At 56.7% G+C, this 15,773-nt stretch carries 15 protein-coding genes; 7 read left to right on the forward strand and 8 right to left on the reverse strand.

The window, feature by feature from the left end; all coding sequences use genetic code 11:
* Positions 1-3: 3 nt before the first annotated feature.
* The 3 genes from ACOYW0_RS17065 (at position 4) to ACOYW0_RS17075 (ending at position 2,135) form a co-directional block, all read left to right on the forward strand.
* A complete protein-coding gene (locus tag ACOYW0_RS17065; protein WP_482415016.1) occupies positions 4-1,110 on the forward strand; it encodes a hypothetical protein in 1,107 nt (368 codons plus the stop codon).
* Between the two features lie 102 nt (positions 1,111-1,212).
* Positions 1,213-1,695, forward strand: coding sequence for a DUF6115 domain-containing protein (locus tag ACOYW0_RS17070; protein ID WP_482415017.1), 483 nt, complete (start codon positions 1,213-1,215; stop codon positions 1,693-1,695).
* 68 nt (positions 1,696-1,763) lie between these two features.
* A complete protein-coding gene (locus ACOYW0_RS17075) occupies positions 1,764-2,135 on the forward strand; it encodes a VOC family protein (RefSeq protein ID WP_482415018.1) in 372 nt (123 codons plus the stop codon).
* Here ACOYW0_RS17075 and ACOYW0_RS17080 read toward each other — a convergent pair.
* Both ACOYW0_RS17080 and ACOYW0_RS17085 read right to left on the reverse strand, forming a co-directional pair.
* Complete coding sequence (locus ACOYW0_RS17080) at positions 2,132-2,620, reverse strand: flavodoxin family protein (protein WP_482415019.1); 489 nt, start codon at positions 2,618-2,620, stop codon at positions 2,132-2,134. The genes ACOYW0_RS17075 and ACOYW0_RS17080 overlap by 4 nt on opposite strands.
* 112 nt (positions 2,621-2,732) lie before the next feature.
* Positions 2,733-3,194: an Lrp/AsnC family transcriptional regulator gene (locus ACOYW0_RS17085; protein ID WP_482415020.1), complete on the reverse strand. Its 462-nt coding sequence runs from the start codon at positions 3,192-3,194 to the stop codon at positions 2,733-2,735.
* Between the two features lie 551 nt (positions 3,195-3,745).
* Here ACOYW0_RS17085 and ACOYW0_RS17090 point away from each other — a divergent pair.
* A complete protein-coding gene (locus ACOYW0_RS17090) occupies positions 3,746-4,936 on the forward strand; it encodes a glycine C-acetyltransferase (protein ID WP_482415021.1) in 1,191 nt (396 codons plus the stop codon).
* Between the two features lie 211 nt (positions 4,937-5,147).
* Positions 5,148-6,185 (forward strand): L-threonine 3-dehydrogenase, encoded by a 1,038-nt coding sequence (tdh, locus tag ACOYW0_RS17095; protein ID WP_482415022.1) that lies wholly within the window; start codon positions 5,148-5,150, stop codon positions 6,183-6,185.
* A gap of 55 nt (positions 6,186-6,240) precedes the next feature.
* On the opposite strand, the gene ACOYW0_RS17100 is transcribed toward tdh, so the two are convergent.
* The 3 genes from ACOYW0_RS17100 to ACOYW0_RS17110 form a co-directional block, all read right to left on the reverse strand.
* On the reverse strand, positions 6,241-8,349 hold the full coding sequence (locus ACOYW0_RS17100; protein WP_482415023.1) for a TonB-dependent receptor: 2,109 nt from the start codon (positions 8,347-8,349) through the stop codon (positions 6,241-6,243).
* 15 nt (positions 8,350-8,364) lie between these two features.
* Complete coding sequence (locus tag ACOYW0_RS17105) at positions 8,365-9,387, reverse strand: methyltransferase family protein (protein WP_482415024.1); 1,023 nt, start codon at positions 9,385-9,387, stop codon at positions 8,365-8,367.
* A gap of 157 nt (positions 9,388-9,544) precedes the next feature.
* Positions 9,545-10,549 carry a helix-turn-helix transcriptional regulator gene (locus ACOYW0_RS17110; protein ID WP_482415025.1) on the reverse strand — a complete coding sequence of 335 codons (1,005 nt, stop codon included), beginning with the start codon at positions 10,547-10,549 and terminating at the stop codon, positions 9,545-9,547.
* Positions 10,550-10,666: 117 nt separating this feature from the next.
* Between ACOYW0_RS17110 and ACOYW0_RS17115 the strand changes: the two genes are divergently transcribed.
* A complete protein-coding gene (locus ACOYW0_RS17115) occupies positions 10,667-11,191 on the forward strand; it encodes a lipocalin family protein (RefSeq protein WP_482415026.1) in 525 nt (174 codons plus the stop codon).
* 38 nt (positions 11,192-11,229) lie between these two features.
* Here ACOYW0_RS17115 and ACOYW0_RS17120 read toward each other — a convergent pair whose 3' ends face one another.
* Complete coding sequence (locus ACOYW0_RS17120; protein WP_482415027.1) at positions 11,230-11,700, reverse strand: pyridoxamine 5'-phosphate oxidase family protein; 471 nt, start codon at positions 11,698-11,700, stop codon at positions 11,230-11,232.
* A gap of 14 nt (positions 11,701-11,714) precedes the next feature.
* Positions 11,715-12,296, reverse strand: coding sequence for a TetR/AcrR family transcriptional regulator (locus tag ACOYW0_RS17125; protein ID WP_482415028.1), 582 nt, complete (start codon positions 12,294-12,296; stop codon positions 11,715-11,717).
* A 415-nt stretch (positions 12,297-12,711) separates the two neighbouring features.
* Between ACOYW0_RS17125 and ACOYW0_RS17130 the strand changes: the two genes are divergently transcribed.
* Positions 12,712-14,232, forward strand: coding sequence for a DUF1254 domain-containing protein (locus ACOYW0_RS17130; protein ID WP_482415029.1), 1,521 nt, complete (start codon positions 12,712-12,714; stop codon positions 14,230-14,232).
* Positions 14,233-14,348: 116 nt separating this feature from the next.
* On the opposite strand, the gene sstT is transcribed toward ACOYW0_RS17130, so the two are convergent.
* Positions 14,349-15,602, reverse strand: a complete 1,254-nt coding sequence (gene sstT, locus ACOYW0_RS17135; protein WP_482415030.1) for a serine/threonine transporter SstT — start codon at positions 15,600-15,602, stop codon at positions 14,349-14,351.
* Between the last annotated feature and the right edge of the window lie 171 nt (positions 15,603-15,773).

A 15,773-nucleotide genomic window follows, 5' to 3' on the forward strand; every position in this document is an offset into this window, starting at 1 on the left:
CGTATGTCCCGCCCCAATAGCCCATATGCCGATAATTTCGTTTCCCAGGAACAGATCGACACCCTGCTCAAAGGACAGGGTGACTTTGCGTTTCCCGATGGGGACGATTCCCTTGGGGATATTTCGGACTTTATCGATACCGATGAAATAGACCGCCTCCTGAGCGACGACGACCCGGAGGCCACCCCCGAATCCAGCAGGGAGGATGAGATGACTGACGAGCTGCTTCCTGAGGATGATGGCACAGACGACGAAGACCTTTCCATGATCTCCATGGACGATATCCAGCGGGTGCTCTCCGAGGCGGACCCCGGGGCAGATCCCGAGGGGCCCCCAGATGAGCTCTCCCTGGATGATGTCCCCCCGGCAGATACCGGCGAGGCCGAGGGCACCGACGAGGATCTCATCAGCCAGGACGACATCGATCGCCTGCTGAAAAACAGCGGTGTGGATGGCGAAGAGCCTGCACCCTCAGGGGATGAGGGGTTCCAGATTTCCGATGAAGAGATCGAGACCATCCTCACCGACACCCTGGAAGACCCGCCCCAGACCCGCGCAGACGAGATCGAAACACCTCCCTCCGGAGAGCCTGTCGAGGCTGCGGACCCGGAACCCGCCCGGGAGTCCTCCGGCGGAAAGAAGAAGCGGGTGCTCATGGCGGCCGGTGTCGGCCTGTTTTTTATTCTGGGAGGGGTGGCAGGCTGGATATTTCTCAAAGGGGACGACCCTGCCGTTCCCGTGGCCCAGGTGGGCGAGTCCGCCGGGGTCGAGGAGGCGGAGGCTTTGCTGGACTCCGGTGAGCCCGGCGAACCCCAGGTGATCTCCCGCCTGGAGAATTTTCTTATCCCTGCCGCCGACGGAAACGACTACGCCTTTGTGGCCACACATGTGGTGCTTACCATAAGGGGGGTAAAAAAAGATCCCCTGGCAGGCTATGAAACCTTTTACCGGAAGCGCATCTACGATGAGCTTGCCGCACGGCTCGCCTCGGTGTCCGGGGAAAAACCCGTGGAGCGTGAGTTGCGTGAGTTGGTCCGCAAGACCGCCGGGGCCCTTCTTACCGAAGGGGTCATTGACCGGGTTGTTCTGGAGGGGTATCGCCTGATGTAGGCCCGGGCGGTGGCAAAGGGCCGCCGGCCCTTTGTGTTTGGTTCGCGAGATGTTTCGCCATGTTTTTTTCAGCACGGATCTTCAGGAGAGGGGGACACGTCCATGACTCTGTATACGATGCTGGCTTTTCTGCTCTTCGGCCTTGGTACTGCCTGTCTGGCACTGGCTCTGTCCGAATTGATCCAGACCCGGCGCACACGGCAACGCCTGGAGGCTGAGTCCGTCCGTGCGGCCCATTCCCGGGTGCTCTCCCTGCTGGAGCCCGTGCTCTCCGAGGCCAAGGCCGTGGCCGACGCCTTTGACGGGCATGTGGCCGAAAAACGCCTCATAGTCACCGAACTGAACCAGGGCCTGGAAAAGCGCATCGCCTCCCTGAAATTACACCTGAACCGCGCCGATGCCCTCATGGCTCGTCAACAACAGACCGCCGTCGAAGAAGAGAACGCCGAGCAGCGCATCTCCGAATCCCGCCAGAGAATCGTTCAGCTTGCCGCCAAAGGGCTCTCCGTGGACGAGATCGCCGAACGCCTTACCCTGCCCAAAGGGGAAGTGGCCCTGGTGGTGGGACTCCGGGGCGGCAGGTAGGGCCGCGGGAGGCCACAACAGACTGAAGCGTCTCTTTTGAGGGATGGATTGATGCAAAAGGGTTTTTCATGCAGATAGCGTTTGTAACCGTCGGAACCGACGACATGGATGCCTCGGTGAACTTCTACACCGAAGCCCTTGATTTTCAACTGAGCAGTCGCCTGACCCCGTCCCCCGGGGTGGAGCTGGCCTTTTTGACAGACCCTTCGGGCGTCAAGGTGGAGCTTATCAAGCGGGCCACCGACCCTCCTGTGACCAATGCCGCCTGTTCGGTCTCTCTGACCTTCCACGTGGACGACATCGAGGCCACCCACGCCCGGCTTCTGGATAAAGGCACGCCGGGACTTGAGAGTCCTAAAACCCTGCCCGGCGGATTGCGGCTGCTGCTGGCCAAAGACCCCAACGGCGTGGTGCTTGGGTTTATTGAGGAGACAGGTTAACCCGGGTATTTCCTTTCCATATCCTCGGCAAACGCCTCCACCCTGTCCTGGGTGATGCCGTGATCTTCACCGTTTTGGACGCAGAGCAGGGCCGGATTCTTTGCCATGGCAAGGCCGCTGAATTTTTTCCCGGCCCTGATATTCCCCTTGCCCGCATAGGTGCAGAAGAATCCTGCGGCCGATTCCTTGGCGAGAGGGGCGTTCCGGGTGAGCCAGGTGCGGATGGCAGGGGATAGGTTGCCGTACCACACCGGGCTTCCGACGATGATCCGGTCGTAGTTTGCCGGATCGTTGGACGGTTTGCTGATGGCAGTCTGCCTCTGAAACAGGGCGTCTAAGCCCCCCATGAGATTCCCGAAAAAGCCGCTCCGATTCTTCAGGTCAAAGACCTCCTCCATGTCGCAGTTCAGCCGCGCCCGGATTGTTTCTGCCAGTGCCTTGGTGGTTCCGGTTCTTGAGTAAAATACGAGTAATGTGTTTCGCATGTTCTTTGCCTGGTATCTGATGGTTTCAGGCTGTTATTTAGCCTGTTAATATCTCTTTCTATTCCTTATCAGATAAGCCGGTGGGCGTCATGCACGGAATGAACAGGGGCCATTAATCGGAAATACTGGCCCATTTGTTGATGGCCTCAAGAAAGACAAAACTTTCGGTTCCCCTCACGCCGCTGACGGTGGCAAGGTCTTCGATGAGGAATTTTCTGAGTTCGCTGCGAGAGTCCACAAAGACCTCAATGACAAGGTCGTAGCGTCCGGTGACGTTGTTGACGGACTGAACGCCCTTAAAACGTGAGATCTGTTCCATCACCTCCTTGTTGGCAGGTTCTTCGAGATTGAGGCCGATCTGGGCCATGATGCAGTTTTCGAAAAAGAGCGGGTCCACCGACGCGCTTATTTTCAGGTAGTTGTTCCGGATCATTTTTTCTACGCGGAGCCTCACCGTACCGTCCGATACCCCAAGCTCCCTTGCGATGTTCTTGTACGATTCGCGTCCGTTTTTCTGCAATGCCTTGATGATGGCCCTGTCGATATGGTCCGTCTGGAAACTTCGCTCTGACATATGGTTTGTTCCTTGGTTCTGGTGGAAGGGAGAAACACCGGGCAACACGGTCGCCGTTTCGGTCCATGCCTTCGGATTCTGCAACACCTCTGCCGCCTGATGAATATACCTTGATTACCCCACGAAGATATCGCTGCACAACTCTTTTTGTTACCCCTGGGTTTCCTTTTTCAGGACGGGCCGGATTCGTTTTGCATTGTTGTTGGTTCTCTTGTGCCGGGTGTCCCTGGTATCGCCACCACATGTCGGGGCGATGGGTGAAAATGCCTGTGGATTGAGAAACGCGAAAATTGCCAGCGTAAAATTAACGATTAAAGATTTTATCAAGTTGTATTTTGCGCAATGGGTAATTTTTGGGTTAAAATTTAATTGACAACCCACAAGGAGTATGTTTTGACAATAATCAGGCGATGATGGACCGATAACGGGGGCTCCAGCTTTCCATGGGGCCGGTACAGGGCCCTTTCTGTTTAACCGGGTGGTCATCATCACAAGCCTTCGATGCGAGAAGGGGTCTGTTTTATTTGCCTCAACCAACCATGGGGGATGTTATGAAGACGGAACTGCTTACGCACCTTGCCAAAGAGACGGAGGCCCTGAAGGCTGCCGGGCTTTACAAAGAGGAGCGCGTCATCACCTCTCAGCAGCAGGCTGAGATCAGCGTAAAGGGACCCCGTGAGGTCATCAACCTCTGCGCCAACAATTACCTGGGTCTCTCCAACAACCAAACGCTCATCGACGCGGCCCACGCGTCCCTGGATCGTTACGGGTTCGGCATGAGCTCCGTTCGGTTTATCTGCGGCACCCTGGATATCCACAAAGAGCTGGAGGCTGCCCTAAGCGAGTTCCTGGGCATGGAGGATACCATCCTCTACAGTTCCTGCTTCGACGCCAACGGCGGTCTTTTCGAGACCCTTCTGGGGCCTGAAGACGCCATCATCAGCGATGCCCTCAACCACGCCAGCATCATTGACGGGGTGCGCCTCAGCAAGGCCAAACGGTTCCGGTACGCCAACAACGACATGGAAGACTTGGAAGCCCAGCTCAAGGCTGCCCAGGGGTCCCGCTTTGTCCTCATCGCCACCGACGGGGTCTTTTCCATGGACGGAACCATTGCAGACCTCGCCCCCATCTGCGATTTGGCCGATGCCTACGGGGCCTACGTCATGGTGGACGACTCCCATGCCGTGGGCTTCACCGGCGAGACAGGCAGGGGCACCCATGAGCTCTGCGGGGTCATGGGCCGGGTGGATATCATCACCGGTACCCTGGGCAAGGCCCTGGGGGGCGCCTCCGGCGGATACACCTCGGGAAAAAAAGAGGTCATCGACTGGCTTCGGCAACGCTCCCGCCCCTATCTCTTCTCCAATACCCTGGCTCCGGTGGTCACTGCCACCTCCATCGCCGTTCTCAATCTGCTCAAGTCCAGCTCCGAGCTCATCGACACCCTCAAAGAAAACACCCGGTATTTCCGGGCCGCCCTGGAAGAGGCCGGTTTTGACCTCGTCCCCGGAAACCACCCCATCATCCCCGTGATGCTCGGAGACGCTGCTCTGGCCAAAGAGATGGCCACCCGCCTTCTTGCCGAAGGCATTTATGTCATCGGGTTCAGCTTTCCGGTGGTTCCCAAAGGCAAGGCACGCATTCGCACCCAGATGTCCGCAGGCCTCACCAAAGCCCATCTGGATAAGGCCATCGCCGCCTTTATAAACGTGGGCAAAGCGTTGCATATCATTGAATAAAAACAAGCCTTCGGCGGCAAGGTGTGCCACCTTGAAAGCTGGTTACGAATGCGTTTTGCCTTCGTTCCTCGGGTCAAATCACATCCGTATTTATGTTGGCGCAAACTTAAAATATGGCTTTGGGGCCTGTTTGTTCAACTTTTCAAAAGTTTAGCCCCCGGCAGGGCCGCCGGAGGCGTTTTTTAACGTTTACACGAAGATGAGGTGAGCGATGGAGACAATGAAGGCGTTGAGCAAGGCAAAGCCCGAACCGGGGATCTGGATAGAAGAGGTTGAGGTTCCCAGGCCCGGTCACAACGACATCTTGATCAAGGTGAAGAAAACCGCCATCTGCGGCACCGATATCCATATCTACAATTGGGACGAGTGGTCGCAAAAGACGGTGCCGGCCCCCATGGTCATCGGCCATGAGTTCGTGGGGGAGATCGTGGAGGTGGGAAGCGAGGTGGAGGGCTACAAGGCGGGGGATCGGGTGTCTGCCGAGGGGCACATCACCTGTGGCTACTGCCGGAACTGCAAGGCGGGAAAACGGCATCTCTGCCGCAACACCGAAGGCATCGGCGTGAACCGCACCGGCTGCTTTGCCGAGTACATTGCCGTGCCTGCTGTAAACGCGTTTCGGATCCCCCATGGCATCAGCGATGAGACCGCCTCCATCCTCGACCCCCTGGGCAACGCCACCCACACGGCCCTCTCCTTTGACCTGGTGGGCGAGGATGTGCTCATCACCGGGGCCGGGCCCATCGGCATCATGGCCGTTGCCATCGCCAGGCACGCCGGGGCTCGCCATGTGGTTATCAGCGACGTAAACGACTATCGCCTGGACCTGGCCCGGAAGATGGGAGCCACACGGGCCGTGAACGTCTCCGGGAGCAATGGCTCCATCCCGGGTACCATCACCGAGCTGGGCATGAGCGAGGGTTTTGACGTGGGTCTTGAAATGTCGGGAAGTCCCCAGGCCTTCCGTGACATGCTCGACGCCCTGAATTTTGGCGGCAACATTGCCCTTCTGGGCATTCAGCCCCCGGAGACCGCCGTGGACTGGTCCCAGATTATCTTCAAAGGCCTCAAGCTCAAAGGCATCTACGGCCGGGAGATGTTTGAGACCTGGTACAAGATGAGCAGCATGCTCCAGAGCGGCCTGGACATCTCTCCGGTCATCACCCACCGCTTCGGCATCGACGACTTCCAGAAAGGCTTTGATGTCATGCGCTCGGGGGAATCCGGGAAGGTCATTCTGGAGTGGTAGCTGTCGGGTGAACCCGCTTTCAAGGCGGTTCACCTTGAAAGCGGCGGGCCGCAACTTAAAATCGAGCCCTGAAGGTGACCCCTGCGGTAAGGGGATCGCCGGACTGTCCCACGGGGTCAGACCCGGGAAACTCAAAGGCTACCACGCGGTAGTCGGTATCCAGAAGGTTCTTCGCCCAGAGGACAATGTCGTATCGCTCGCTTTCCAAGCCCATGCTGAGGTTGACGAGTTCATAGTCCTCCTCTTTGATGGTGTTGGCGGTGTCCCAGTAAAAGGATCCGGTGCCGTTGAGTTCAGAGCGCGTAAAGGCGTCCCAGGTGTGGTTGATGGGGCGCCTGTAGGTGAGGGCCAGGTTGTAGGTGTACGAGGGGGCCATCATGGCTTCGTTTCCCGTATAGTCGGCACCGGAGACATTGTCTTTGTAGTCCTTGAATTCGGCATCGGTATACCCGAAGCCGGCGTCCAGGGTCAGGCCCGGGGCCAGCAAGGCACTGGATTCCACCTCAACCCCCATGCTCCGTGACTCACCCACATTTCGGATCACCGTGTCGGCCGAAGGCAGGAGCTGGACCACTTGCTGATCCTTCAACTCAATGTAAAAAAGGGACGCGTTAACGGTGAGCCGGTTATCAAACCAGCTGGATTTGACGCCGGTCTCGTAGTTCCAGCTGAACTCGCTGTCAAAGGTAAGGTCTTTGGGGGCAAGGTGGGAGGTGTTGAACCCTCCGCTTCGATAGCCCTTTGATACGCCGACATAGGTCATGAGACCCGGTGTCCATCGGTAATCAAGCTGCAGCTTTGGCAGCCATGCATCCTGCGTGTCCGACGCATCGACGCTACTGTCCATCAGGGTGGTGCCACCTGAGGTGGTATCCATGGTGTGGTCTATCTCACTTTTTTCGTGGTCATACCGAAGGCCTGCCGTGACGGAAAGGTGCTCTGTTGCCCTGAGTGTGGCCTGGCCGAAGAGATCGGTGCCCGTTGTGGTGACATTGGAGTCCGTGAGCCGACGGACAGCTCCGGGGACAGGGTACATGCCCGGGGCAAAATCGAGGGCCATCAGGTGGTCTTTGTCTTTTTTGTATCCGTAAAAACCGGCCAGCCATTTCACACGTGCGTTTTCTTCATCCCTGGATGCCAGTCGGAGTTCCTGGGAGAACTCCTTGTCGTCGATGGTTTCATGGGACGTGATCATGGGGTAGGTCGTGAAGTCCTGATCGTTTGATGCCTCGTCCTCGTAGTCTCGATACGCCGAGACGGACGTGAGGTCAAACCAGGGCAGCTGCCAGGCCACCTTCAGATGGGTGGCGGTGCTGTCCCGGTTGTACGTGCCCTCACGGTCAAAGGCCACCGTGGAGGAGTCGGTGTCAAGGCCCTTGAGCTTGGCCAGAGGGAAGGCCCCGTCCCGAAGCTGCTCCGCGTTGAAACCCAGGGAGACATCCAGGGTGTCGCTGGGCAGCCAGCGAAGAAATCCCCTGCCGTTGAGCGACCTGCGGCTGTCCACATCCTTTCCGAGATAACTGTTTTCAAAGTAACCGTCACGTGACTCGCCCCCTGCGCTCAGCCCCAGAAACAGTCGATCTTTTACCAGCGGTGTCCGCAGATAAGCATGACCCCGATTCAGGTTGTAATTGCCCAGGGTGTATTCCAGGCCTGCGTGGGTTTCGTTGTCCGGCTTTCGGGTGATGATGTTGATGACACCGGCCAGTGAGTTGCGTCCGTAGAGGGTCCCCTGGGGGCCACGAAGCACTTCGATGCGCTCAATGTCAAAGAGCTGGGTGTCAAAACTTCGGGCATCCATGTAGCCCACATCGTCCACGTAAAACCCCAGGGCGGGCTCGTTGTTCACCGATCCGATGCCCCGGATAAAGGCATAGGAGGTACCCCGGATTCCCCAGTTGGCGATGTAGAGGTTGGGGACCAGTCGGGACATTCCCTGGATGTCGGAAAGACCTGCGTCTTGAATCTCATTTCCGGACAGGGCCGTGATGCTGACCGGAATATCCTGAACGTTTTCCCGGCGCTTTTCGGCGGTCACCACCATGGCTTCAAGGTGTGTTTTTTCTTCAGCGCCACTTTCGGCCTGGGCCATGACCGCTCCTGCCTGGCAGGTCAGAGCCAGGATCATCAGGGCGTGAAGGGCATATTTTAACGAATGCTTCATCTGTGTCTCCTTGGGCTACGCTTTTCGGGCAATATCAAGTTCCATCTTGCCGATGGGGGTTTCCATGGTTTGGGACCGAACATGGCGGAAACCGGCCCGAAGGGCGGCATCGGCGATCTCTCCCTGGTCGAAGCAGTAATCCAGGTCCATCATCATGCAGGGAATAATGGCCCCGAGCATGGTATCGGGCCGGGTCTGCTCGTGGGTGAGGCCATCCTGAAAGCTGACGAAATATCCGCCCGGGTTCAGGGACTGGTGGATTTTTGTGAGCATGTGGTCCATGCGTCCCCGGGCAAAGTTCAGGGTGGCACTGGCGAAGATGAGATCGTAGCCCCGGCCAAGGTCGTCGGTGAGATAATCCCCGGGCCGATAAGAGATCCTGTCCTGGGCGTCAAATGATTCGATGAGGGGCTTTGCCGCTTCAAGGACGCCCTTGCGGTCCATGAGTACCCCGGACATTCCCGGGTTCTGCTCCAGGAGATAGAGGGAAAAGACGCCGTGGCCGCACCCCATGTCCATGAAGGTTTTCAGGTTCTCAAAGCCGGGCAGGTCGGCAATGCGGGTTGCAATCCTGCTTCCCACACCACCCAAAACCCATCCGGAGGACGCCTTGACCTCTTCGGCCCAGAGGGCTTCATCGGTCATGTCCATGGGGGATGGGTGGGCTTCCGGCCCTTTGGCAACAAGTGTTTTCAATGCTTCTAAGGGGTTCATGTCGGGGTTTTGTGTCTGTGTGAGAAGGGGGCCGATAAACTGGGGCGAGTGGCTGACCAGAAAGGTGTTCGCCAAGGGGGTGTTTCGGTAAGTCCCCTCTTTTTTCTCCAGAAGCTCCAGGATGGTAAGGCCATCCAAGAGCCTGCGTGTGTTGGTGGAATGGGTGTTCAGCTGATGGGCAACAGATTCCGGTGATGCGGGAGCACTCAGCAGATCAAAGATAGAGAGCTCAAGGGCCATGTTGAGGAAGGCTGCCTTAAGGGGACCCATGGCAAGGTTGTAGAGGGGACGATAGCTTACATCTGTGTTTGGAAGAGACTCCATGTGATTCCTTTCATCATGATACGAGTGAGATTTAGTTTTTATTCTGCCGAGAAAATTGCGTGCAGACTAACATCTCCGGAACGTATGGTGTCATTTGCTGAATTTGTCGGAGTTCGCGATCATGTATGGGGCGTTGAGGGATGGAGAGTCAGAGGCTTTATGGCAGAGGGCCTTGGGGAAGGGAGATGGTCTGCCGGGCCATGACCTGCTTGAGGTAAAGGCTGGGCTGGATGCCGAAATGGCTGAGAAACGCTTTGGCAAAGTGGCTGGGACTGCTGAACCCTGTGGCATAGGCAATTTCACAGAGGTTCATCTCTCCGGATTCGATGAGGGTGCGGCTGCGGCTCAAGCGGTACCTTCGCAGGTATCCGAATACGGTTGTGCCGTATACCTCCTTGAACCCGCGGTTCAGCTTTGTGTGATTCATTCCGGCTGTTTTGGCCAGTTCTGCCAGGGTGGGAGGGTTTTCAAGATTGCGGGACAGGTGGGCTTGGGCTTTTTGGATCCGGTCGAGTTCCTGGGGGGTGAACGGTGCCAAGCCTTTGCCAAAGGAAGGGGGGGCTGAGGCGTCAAGTTGCATGGCAATGAGATCAAGGGCCCGGCTTTCGTAGAACATTTTTCTGCCCATGCCCTTGTACGGGCAATGGAGGAGTTGGGATGCGGCAACGGTCATGGCGGGGTCTGCGGGGATGGTTTTGAAACAATGGGGAAAAGAGCCCTGATCCATGGCCTGGTCAAATTCCGGGTATCCCGGTGTCTCCCTGGGTGTTTCAAGGTAGTCTCGGAAAAAAGCGGGGGTCATGTGAAGGGCTACCATGCGAATGGGAAGATCTGCCGCAAACGCCATGGTGGCGTGTGAGCGGGGGAAGGCAGAGGCGACTCCCAGGCCCGGATGCCCAGTGAAACAGAGTTCTCCTTTGTCATGGTTGACTGTGTAGTGCGTGTGGCCGGAAAGATGAAAGGAAAATTCAAAGGGCACCTCACCGGTCTCCATGGTAAGGGAGCCGGGCTGAAGGGGTTTTCCTTCCACAAGGATGAGGTCAAGGCCCCGGCGTAACTCAACGCGTTGAAGGGTCATGCCTTCGGGAAGGGCCGGTTCCTTTTCCGAGGTATGGTGTTGTTCCGGTGGGGACAGGGAGATGTGGGTGTTACTGCTTGTCATCGTGTATTGCCAAATTAAATTGTAGTAGACTAACTTTTTTTGAGTGGAGCAGAGTTTAGCCATGTGAAAGGGATCTGTCAAGGCCAATCCATGGACCCTCAGGGGAAAGGAATCGACATGAAAAAGCTTGGTTGGGTGTGTGCTCTGTTGTTTACTCTTACCGGATGCCTGGGTGTCCCTGAGCCGGTGGTGCCTGTCCAGGGATTTGATCTCCAGAGGTATCTGGGGACATGGTATGAGATTGCCCGGCTGGACCACTCCTTTGAGCGGGGAATGGAGCAGGTCACAGCAGAGTATGCCATGCGTGAAGATGGCGGCGTACAGGTCATAAATCGCGGCTTTTTACCGGAGAAAAATCAGTGGAAGGAAGCCGAGGGCAAGGCTTTTTTGGTGGGCAGGCCCAGCGAAGGGTATTTGAAGGTTTCGTTTTTCGGACCGTTCTACGGGTCCTACGTGATCTTTCACCTGGACAAAGACAATTACGGGTACGCCTTTGTCTGCGGCCCTGATACCTCGTACCTCTGGCTGCTCTCTCGACACCCGACGGTCGATGAGGAGGTGCTGAGTGTGTTTGTGTCAACGTCAAAGGCCCTCGGCTTCAACACGGATGAGCTGATTTATGTGAACCATGCCTCAAGGTGAAAAGGGGGGGGCGATTCACCGGTCCCGGCAGCTCGGTCTTATAATGGGTTCATTTTTCCCAGCTCCACAGGTTCGATACGCACCACGGTAAACTCCCGCAGCTCACTCATGTGTTTCCACAGGATGTCATGCCCTTTGAGGTGCCGAAATCGGCGAACTTTATCCAGCCAGGCCCGGCGCTCTTCATCTGTTGCCGGGCGGCGTGCTCCGGCTTCGCAGACCAGGCGTATGGCGGGCTGACTCTTAAAACGTCCCCTCCACAAAGCGCTCAACCAGAATCCGAAACCCGGGGCCACAGCCAAGATGCTCATGCGCGGGTCCTGATCCAGATTGCGCCTCATGCTTTCGGGGAATTTTTCGAAGTAGTACCCTTGCTTTTCTCCGGTGAAAAGAACGGACCCGATGGGAGAGACGCGGGGACTGCCGTCCGGGTCCACCGTTGCGATGGCTGTGTGGGTGACTTTGCCGAAAAGGGATACGACGTCCGACCAGGGGATTTCAGGTTTCATGGTTTCCTCCGTTTTCAGGTGCCGGTTGCTGGCAGGTGGTACAGTTCGTTTTTCACCAGGTTGATGAGTGCGTCCCGCTCGTCTCCGGCAATGGCAGGCGCCACCATGCGCGTGCCCACAAAAAGGGAATACCCGATACGGGACAGAAGGCGCGCCCTGTCGGCATCACCGGAGACTTCCAAAAAGATGTTGAACAGGTAATCCATGCGCATGGCATCGACCCGCTCCAGAAATCGCAGGGCCAGGGCATCCCGCTGTGCCCATGCCCGAATGCTTGTTTCAGGGCCATGGGGCAGGTTGTTGGAGCTTTCCACAATGGCATCGAAGCGCGCAACCGCGTTGCCCGCGGTGTTTGCCAGTTGCATATTCTCCACCGTCCAGTTTTCCACCCAATGCTCCAGCATGCGCTCCAGGTAGTCGCTTCGGCCTTTAAAGTGGTGATAAAACGACCCCTTGGTGACATGCAGGGTGTTGCACAGGGCATCAATGGTCAATTGCTGAATACTGTGCTCCGCAAGGAGGTTAAGTCCGGCGTCCAGCAACTCAACGGCGCTGCGCCTGGCCTTTTTCTTCTCTTTGTTCTGTGGGTTGCTCAAAGCCGCTCTCCTTTTATTTAATACCATACGGTATGGTATGTTTGCATGGTGGCTTGCTGAGAGTCAAGGATAAGTGGAGAGTATTTTTGAAAAAGGTGGGGGGTAGCAGCCATGGGTACACCGAAAACCCGAGGGGCAGGAAACAGCATCATATAACAGGGGACACGCTTTTTAGGGCCAGTGTTTTGCTGGAACGAAGGGACAGATTGCGCTGGACTCAGTAAATGTGTCTGTGAGATACTTGCTGAGTGTATCTGCCTTGAATTAATGATAAACCCTTCTGGGTTTGTCTCCCCCATGCCGCCCGTCACAACCTCGCCTCACCATGCTTAATCTCACTGGTATAACCGTGTCCCCAAGGGCGACGGGAAAGGAAAAAAACGACCCATAACCCCATGAATCAAGGAGAAACGTCATGAGCACGAAGTTGCCGGTTTTCGCCTTGTTGTTTTTTTGTACCATGGTTGGGCTGCCCTCGGCCGGGCAGGCTGCCATGAAGATGACCACCGAGGTGCCCGCAGGCATTTCCACGCCGGACAAGCTGGAGACCTCCATCGGGGTGCTCACCGGTTTTGATGGGGTGCCTGATGCGCCCACGATCCAAAAGGTTTACGACCAGCTTGATCTCCAGCGTGCGACCCAGGCCTTTCTGGCCACCATTCCCATTGCCTCGATGTATGCCATGGAAAAAGGGCTTCTGGCATTCGGACCGGCAAACAGCACAGCCCTTCTCTTCGAAGATCTCATGGACTCCAAAGCGCTCTGGCTGACCCCGAACACCGTGTCGGTATATATGGCGGCCTGGATGGAGCTTGGCGAGGAGCCCATGGTCATTGAGACTCCGCCCAATGTGCTGGGGTTCATCAACGATGCCTGGTTTCACTATGTCGTGGATTTCGGCAACGCGGGCCCGGATAAGGGTGAGGGTGGGAAATTGCTCATCGTACCGCCCGGTTACAGGAAGGACGTGCCGAACGGGTACCATGTGGTAAGGTCAGACACATACGGGCATTGGGTGATCTGGCGGGGATTTCAGGTGGATGGCTCGCCCAAACCGGCTGTGGATGCAACCAGAAAGGCGTTTCGGATCTACCCCCTGTCAAAAAAGGGCAACCCTCCGGAGATGGCATTCGTGAATGTATCCGGTACCTACCACAACACCATCCACAGCATGGATTTTCATTTCTGGGAGGAGATCGACGCGCAGATCCAGGCCGAACCCGTGCAAGGGCTTGACCCTGAAATCCGTGGGCTCCTTGCCTCCATCGGCATTGAAAAGGGTAAAGAGTTCGCACCGGACGAGCGCATGAAGAACATTCTCACCGATGCCGCCAAGGTCGGTTCGGTGACGGCACGGGCCCTGACGGCCGTGCCCCGGGATCAACGCCATTACCTTTATCCGGGAGAGCGTGTCTGGACAAACCCCTTTATCAAGGGGCGCTACGATTTTCTTTTGGATGGTGCCCGGTTGCTGGATTCCCGGGTGTACATGCATTTTTATGCCACGGGGATCACCCCTGCCATGGCAAAAAAGAACGTGGGCAAGGGCTCGCAGTACGCCATTGCCTATCTCGACAAGGATGGCAACGCCCTTGACGGAAGCAAGACCTACAAGATCAACCTTCCCAAAGACGTACCGGCCAAGAATTTCTGGTCCTTTACCCTCTATGACAACCAGACCCGCGCCATGCTGCAGACCGACCAGCGTTTTCCCGGCATCGACAATCTTCGGAAAGGCCTGAAGCCGCGCAAGGACGGATCATACGATATCTACTTCAGCCCGAAGCCACCCAAAGGCCAGGAGAATAATTGGATCCAGACCGTGCCGGGCAAGGGGTGGAACACGATTTTGCGTCTCTACGGCCCCCTGGAGTCGTTTTACGACAAAACCTGGAAGCCCGGAGATCCTGAACTGGTTGAGTCGTCGAGCCTGTAACGGTCCCCTGGTGCCCCGCTGAGTCGGGTCCGATCAAAAATGAGTCGTCAATAAAAAGGGCCCCATGGGAACGATTCCCATGGGGCCCTTTGTGTTGTCTCTTTAAGCGCGGAAGCTTATGCGGCTGCAACCGTTTCGGTTTCGGTTTCAGTTGCGGCGGTGCTTCGGGCGTTAAGATCCGCTGCAGCAGTAAACAGCACGTCGGTGGAGCTGTTCAGCGCGGTTTCGGCGGAGTCTTGGATGACGCCGATGATGAAACCGGCGGCCACGACCTGCATGGAGATCTCATTGGGAACACCGAAGAGGCTGCAGGCAAGGGGGATCAGGAGGAGCGAGCCACCGGCCACACCGGAGGCCCCGCAGGCGGAGACGGAGGCGATGATGCTCAGCAGAAGCGCCGTTGCCATGTCGACCTGAATGTTCAGGGTGTGGACGGCAGCCAGGGTCATCACGGTGATGGTGATGGCGGCGCCGGCCATGTTGACGGTGGCACCCAGCGGAATGGAGACGGAGTAGGTGTCTTCGTTGAGGTCGAGGCGCTTGCACAGGTCCATGTTCACGGGGATGTTGGCCGCGGAGCTGCGGGTGAAGAAGGCGGTGACGCCGCTCTCACGCAGGCAGGTGAACACGAGAGGGTAGGGGTTGCGCCGGGTCATGAAGAAGACGATGGCCGGGTTGACGATGAGTGCGATGATGAGCATGGCACCCAAAAGAACCTGAAGCAGGTGGGTGTAGCCGGAAAGGGCTTCAAAGCCGGTGGTGGCGATGGTCTGTGAGACCAGGCCAAAGATGCCCAGGGGGGCAAACCGGATAACCAGCTTGACGATGCTGGAGACGCCGTTGGAGACGTCGTGCAGGAAAGTCTTGGTTGCTTCACCCGTATGCTGGAAGGCGATGCCCAGGGCAATGGCCCAGGCAAGGATGCCGATGAAGTTCCCCGTAGCCAGGGCGTTGATGGGGTTGTCCACGATTTTGAAGAGAAGGGTGTTGAGAACCTCCCCGATACCGTTGGGCGGTGTGGCTGCTGTGTCTGTGGCCACCAGGGTCATGTTGGTGGGGAAGAGAAAACTCAAGGTGACGGCTACGAGTGCCGCCATAAAGGTTCCCACCAGGTAGAGGCCGATGATGGAGCGCATGTTGGTGTGGGTGCCGCGCTTCTGGTTGGCAATGGAAGAGGCGACGATGACAAAAACGAGGATGGGTGCAACGGCTTTAAGCGCTTTGACGAACAAGCTGCCGAACAGGCCTGCGGAGTTTGCCGTATCCGGTGATACCTGAGCAAGGATGACACCTGCAATGATCCCGATCACAATCTGCAGTACCAGGCTTCCCGAAGCGATTTTTTTAAAAATCCCTGTCACTTGATTCATGAATTTCCCCCAAAGTTGGTTAAATATTCCTTAATTCCACTATCACCATTTCATAGGGGAAATATCGCTTATATGTCAATATTTTATTTCCATATAGGCTTATTCGTAACGAGGGCGTTATGTTTTTACGCATTCATGAATCTGAGGCCGAAATGTAGGTAGGAGGAGCTT

The sequence above is a fragment of the Desulfoluna sp. HI9BLuna genome (genome assembly GCF_056829775.1).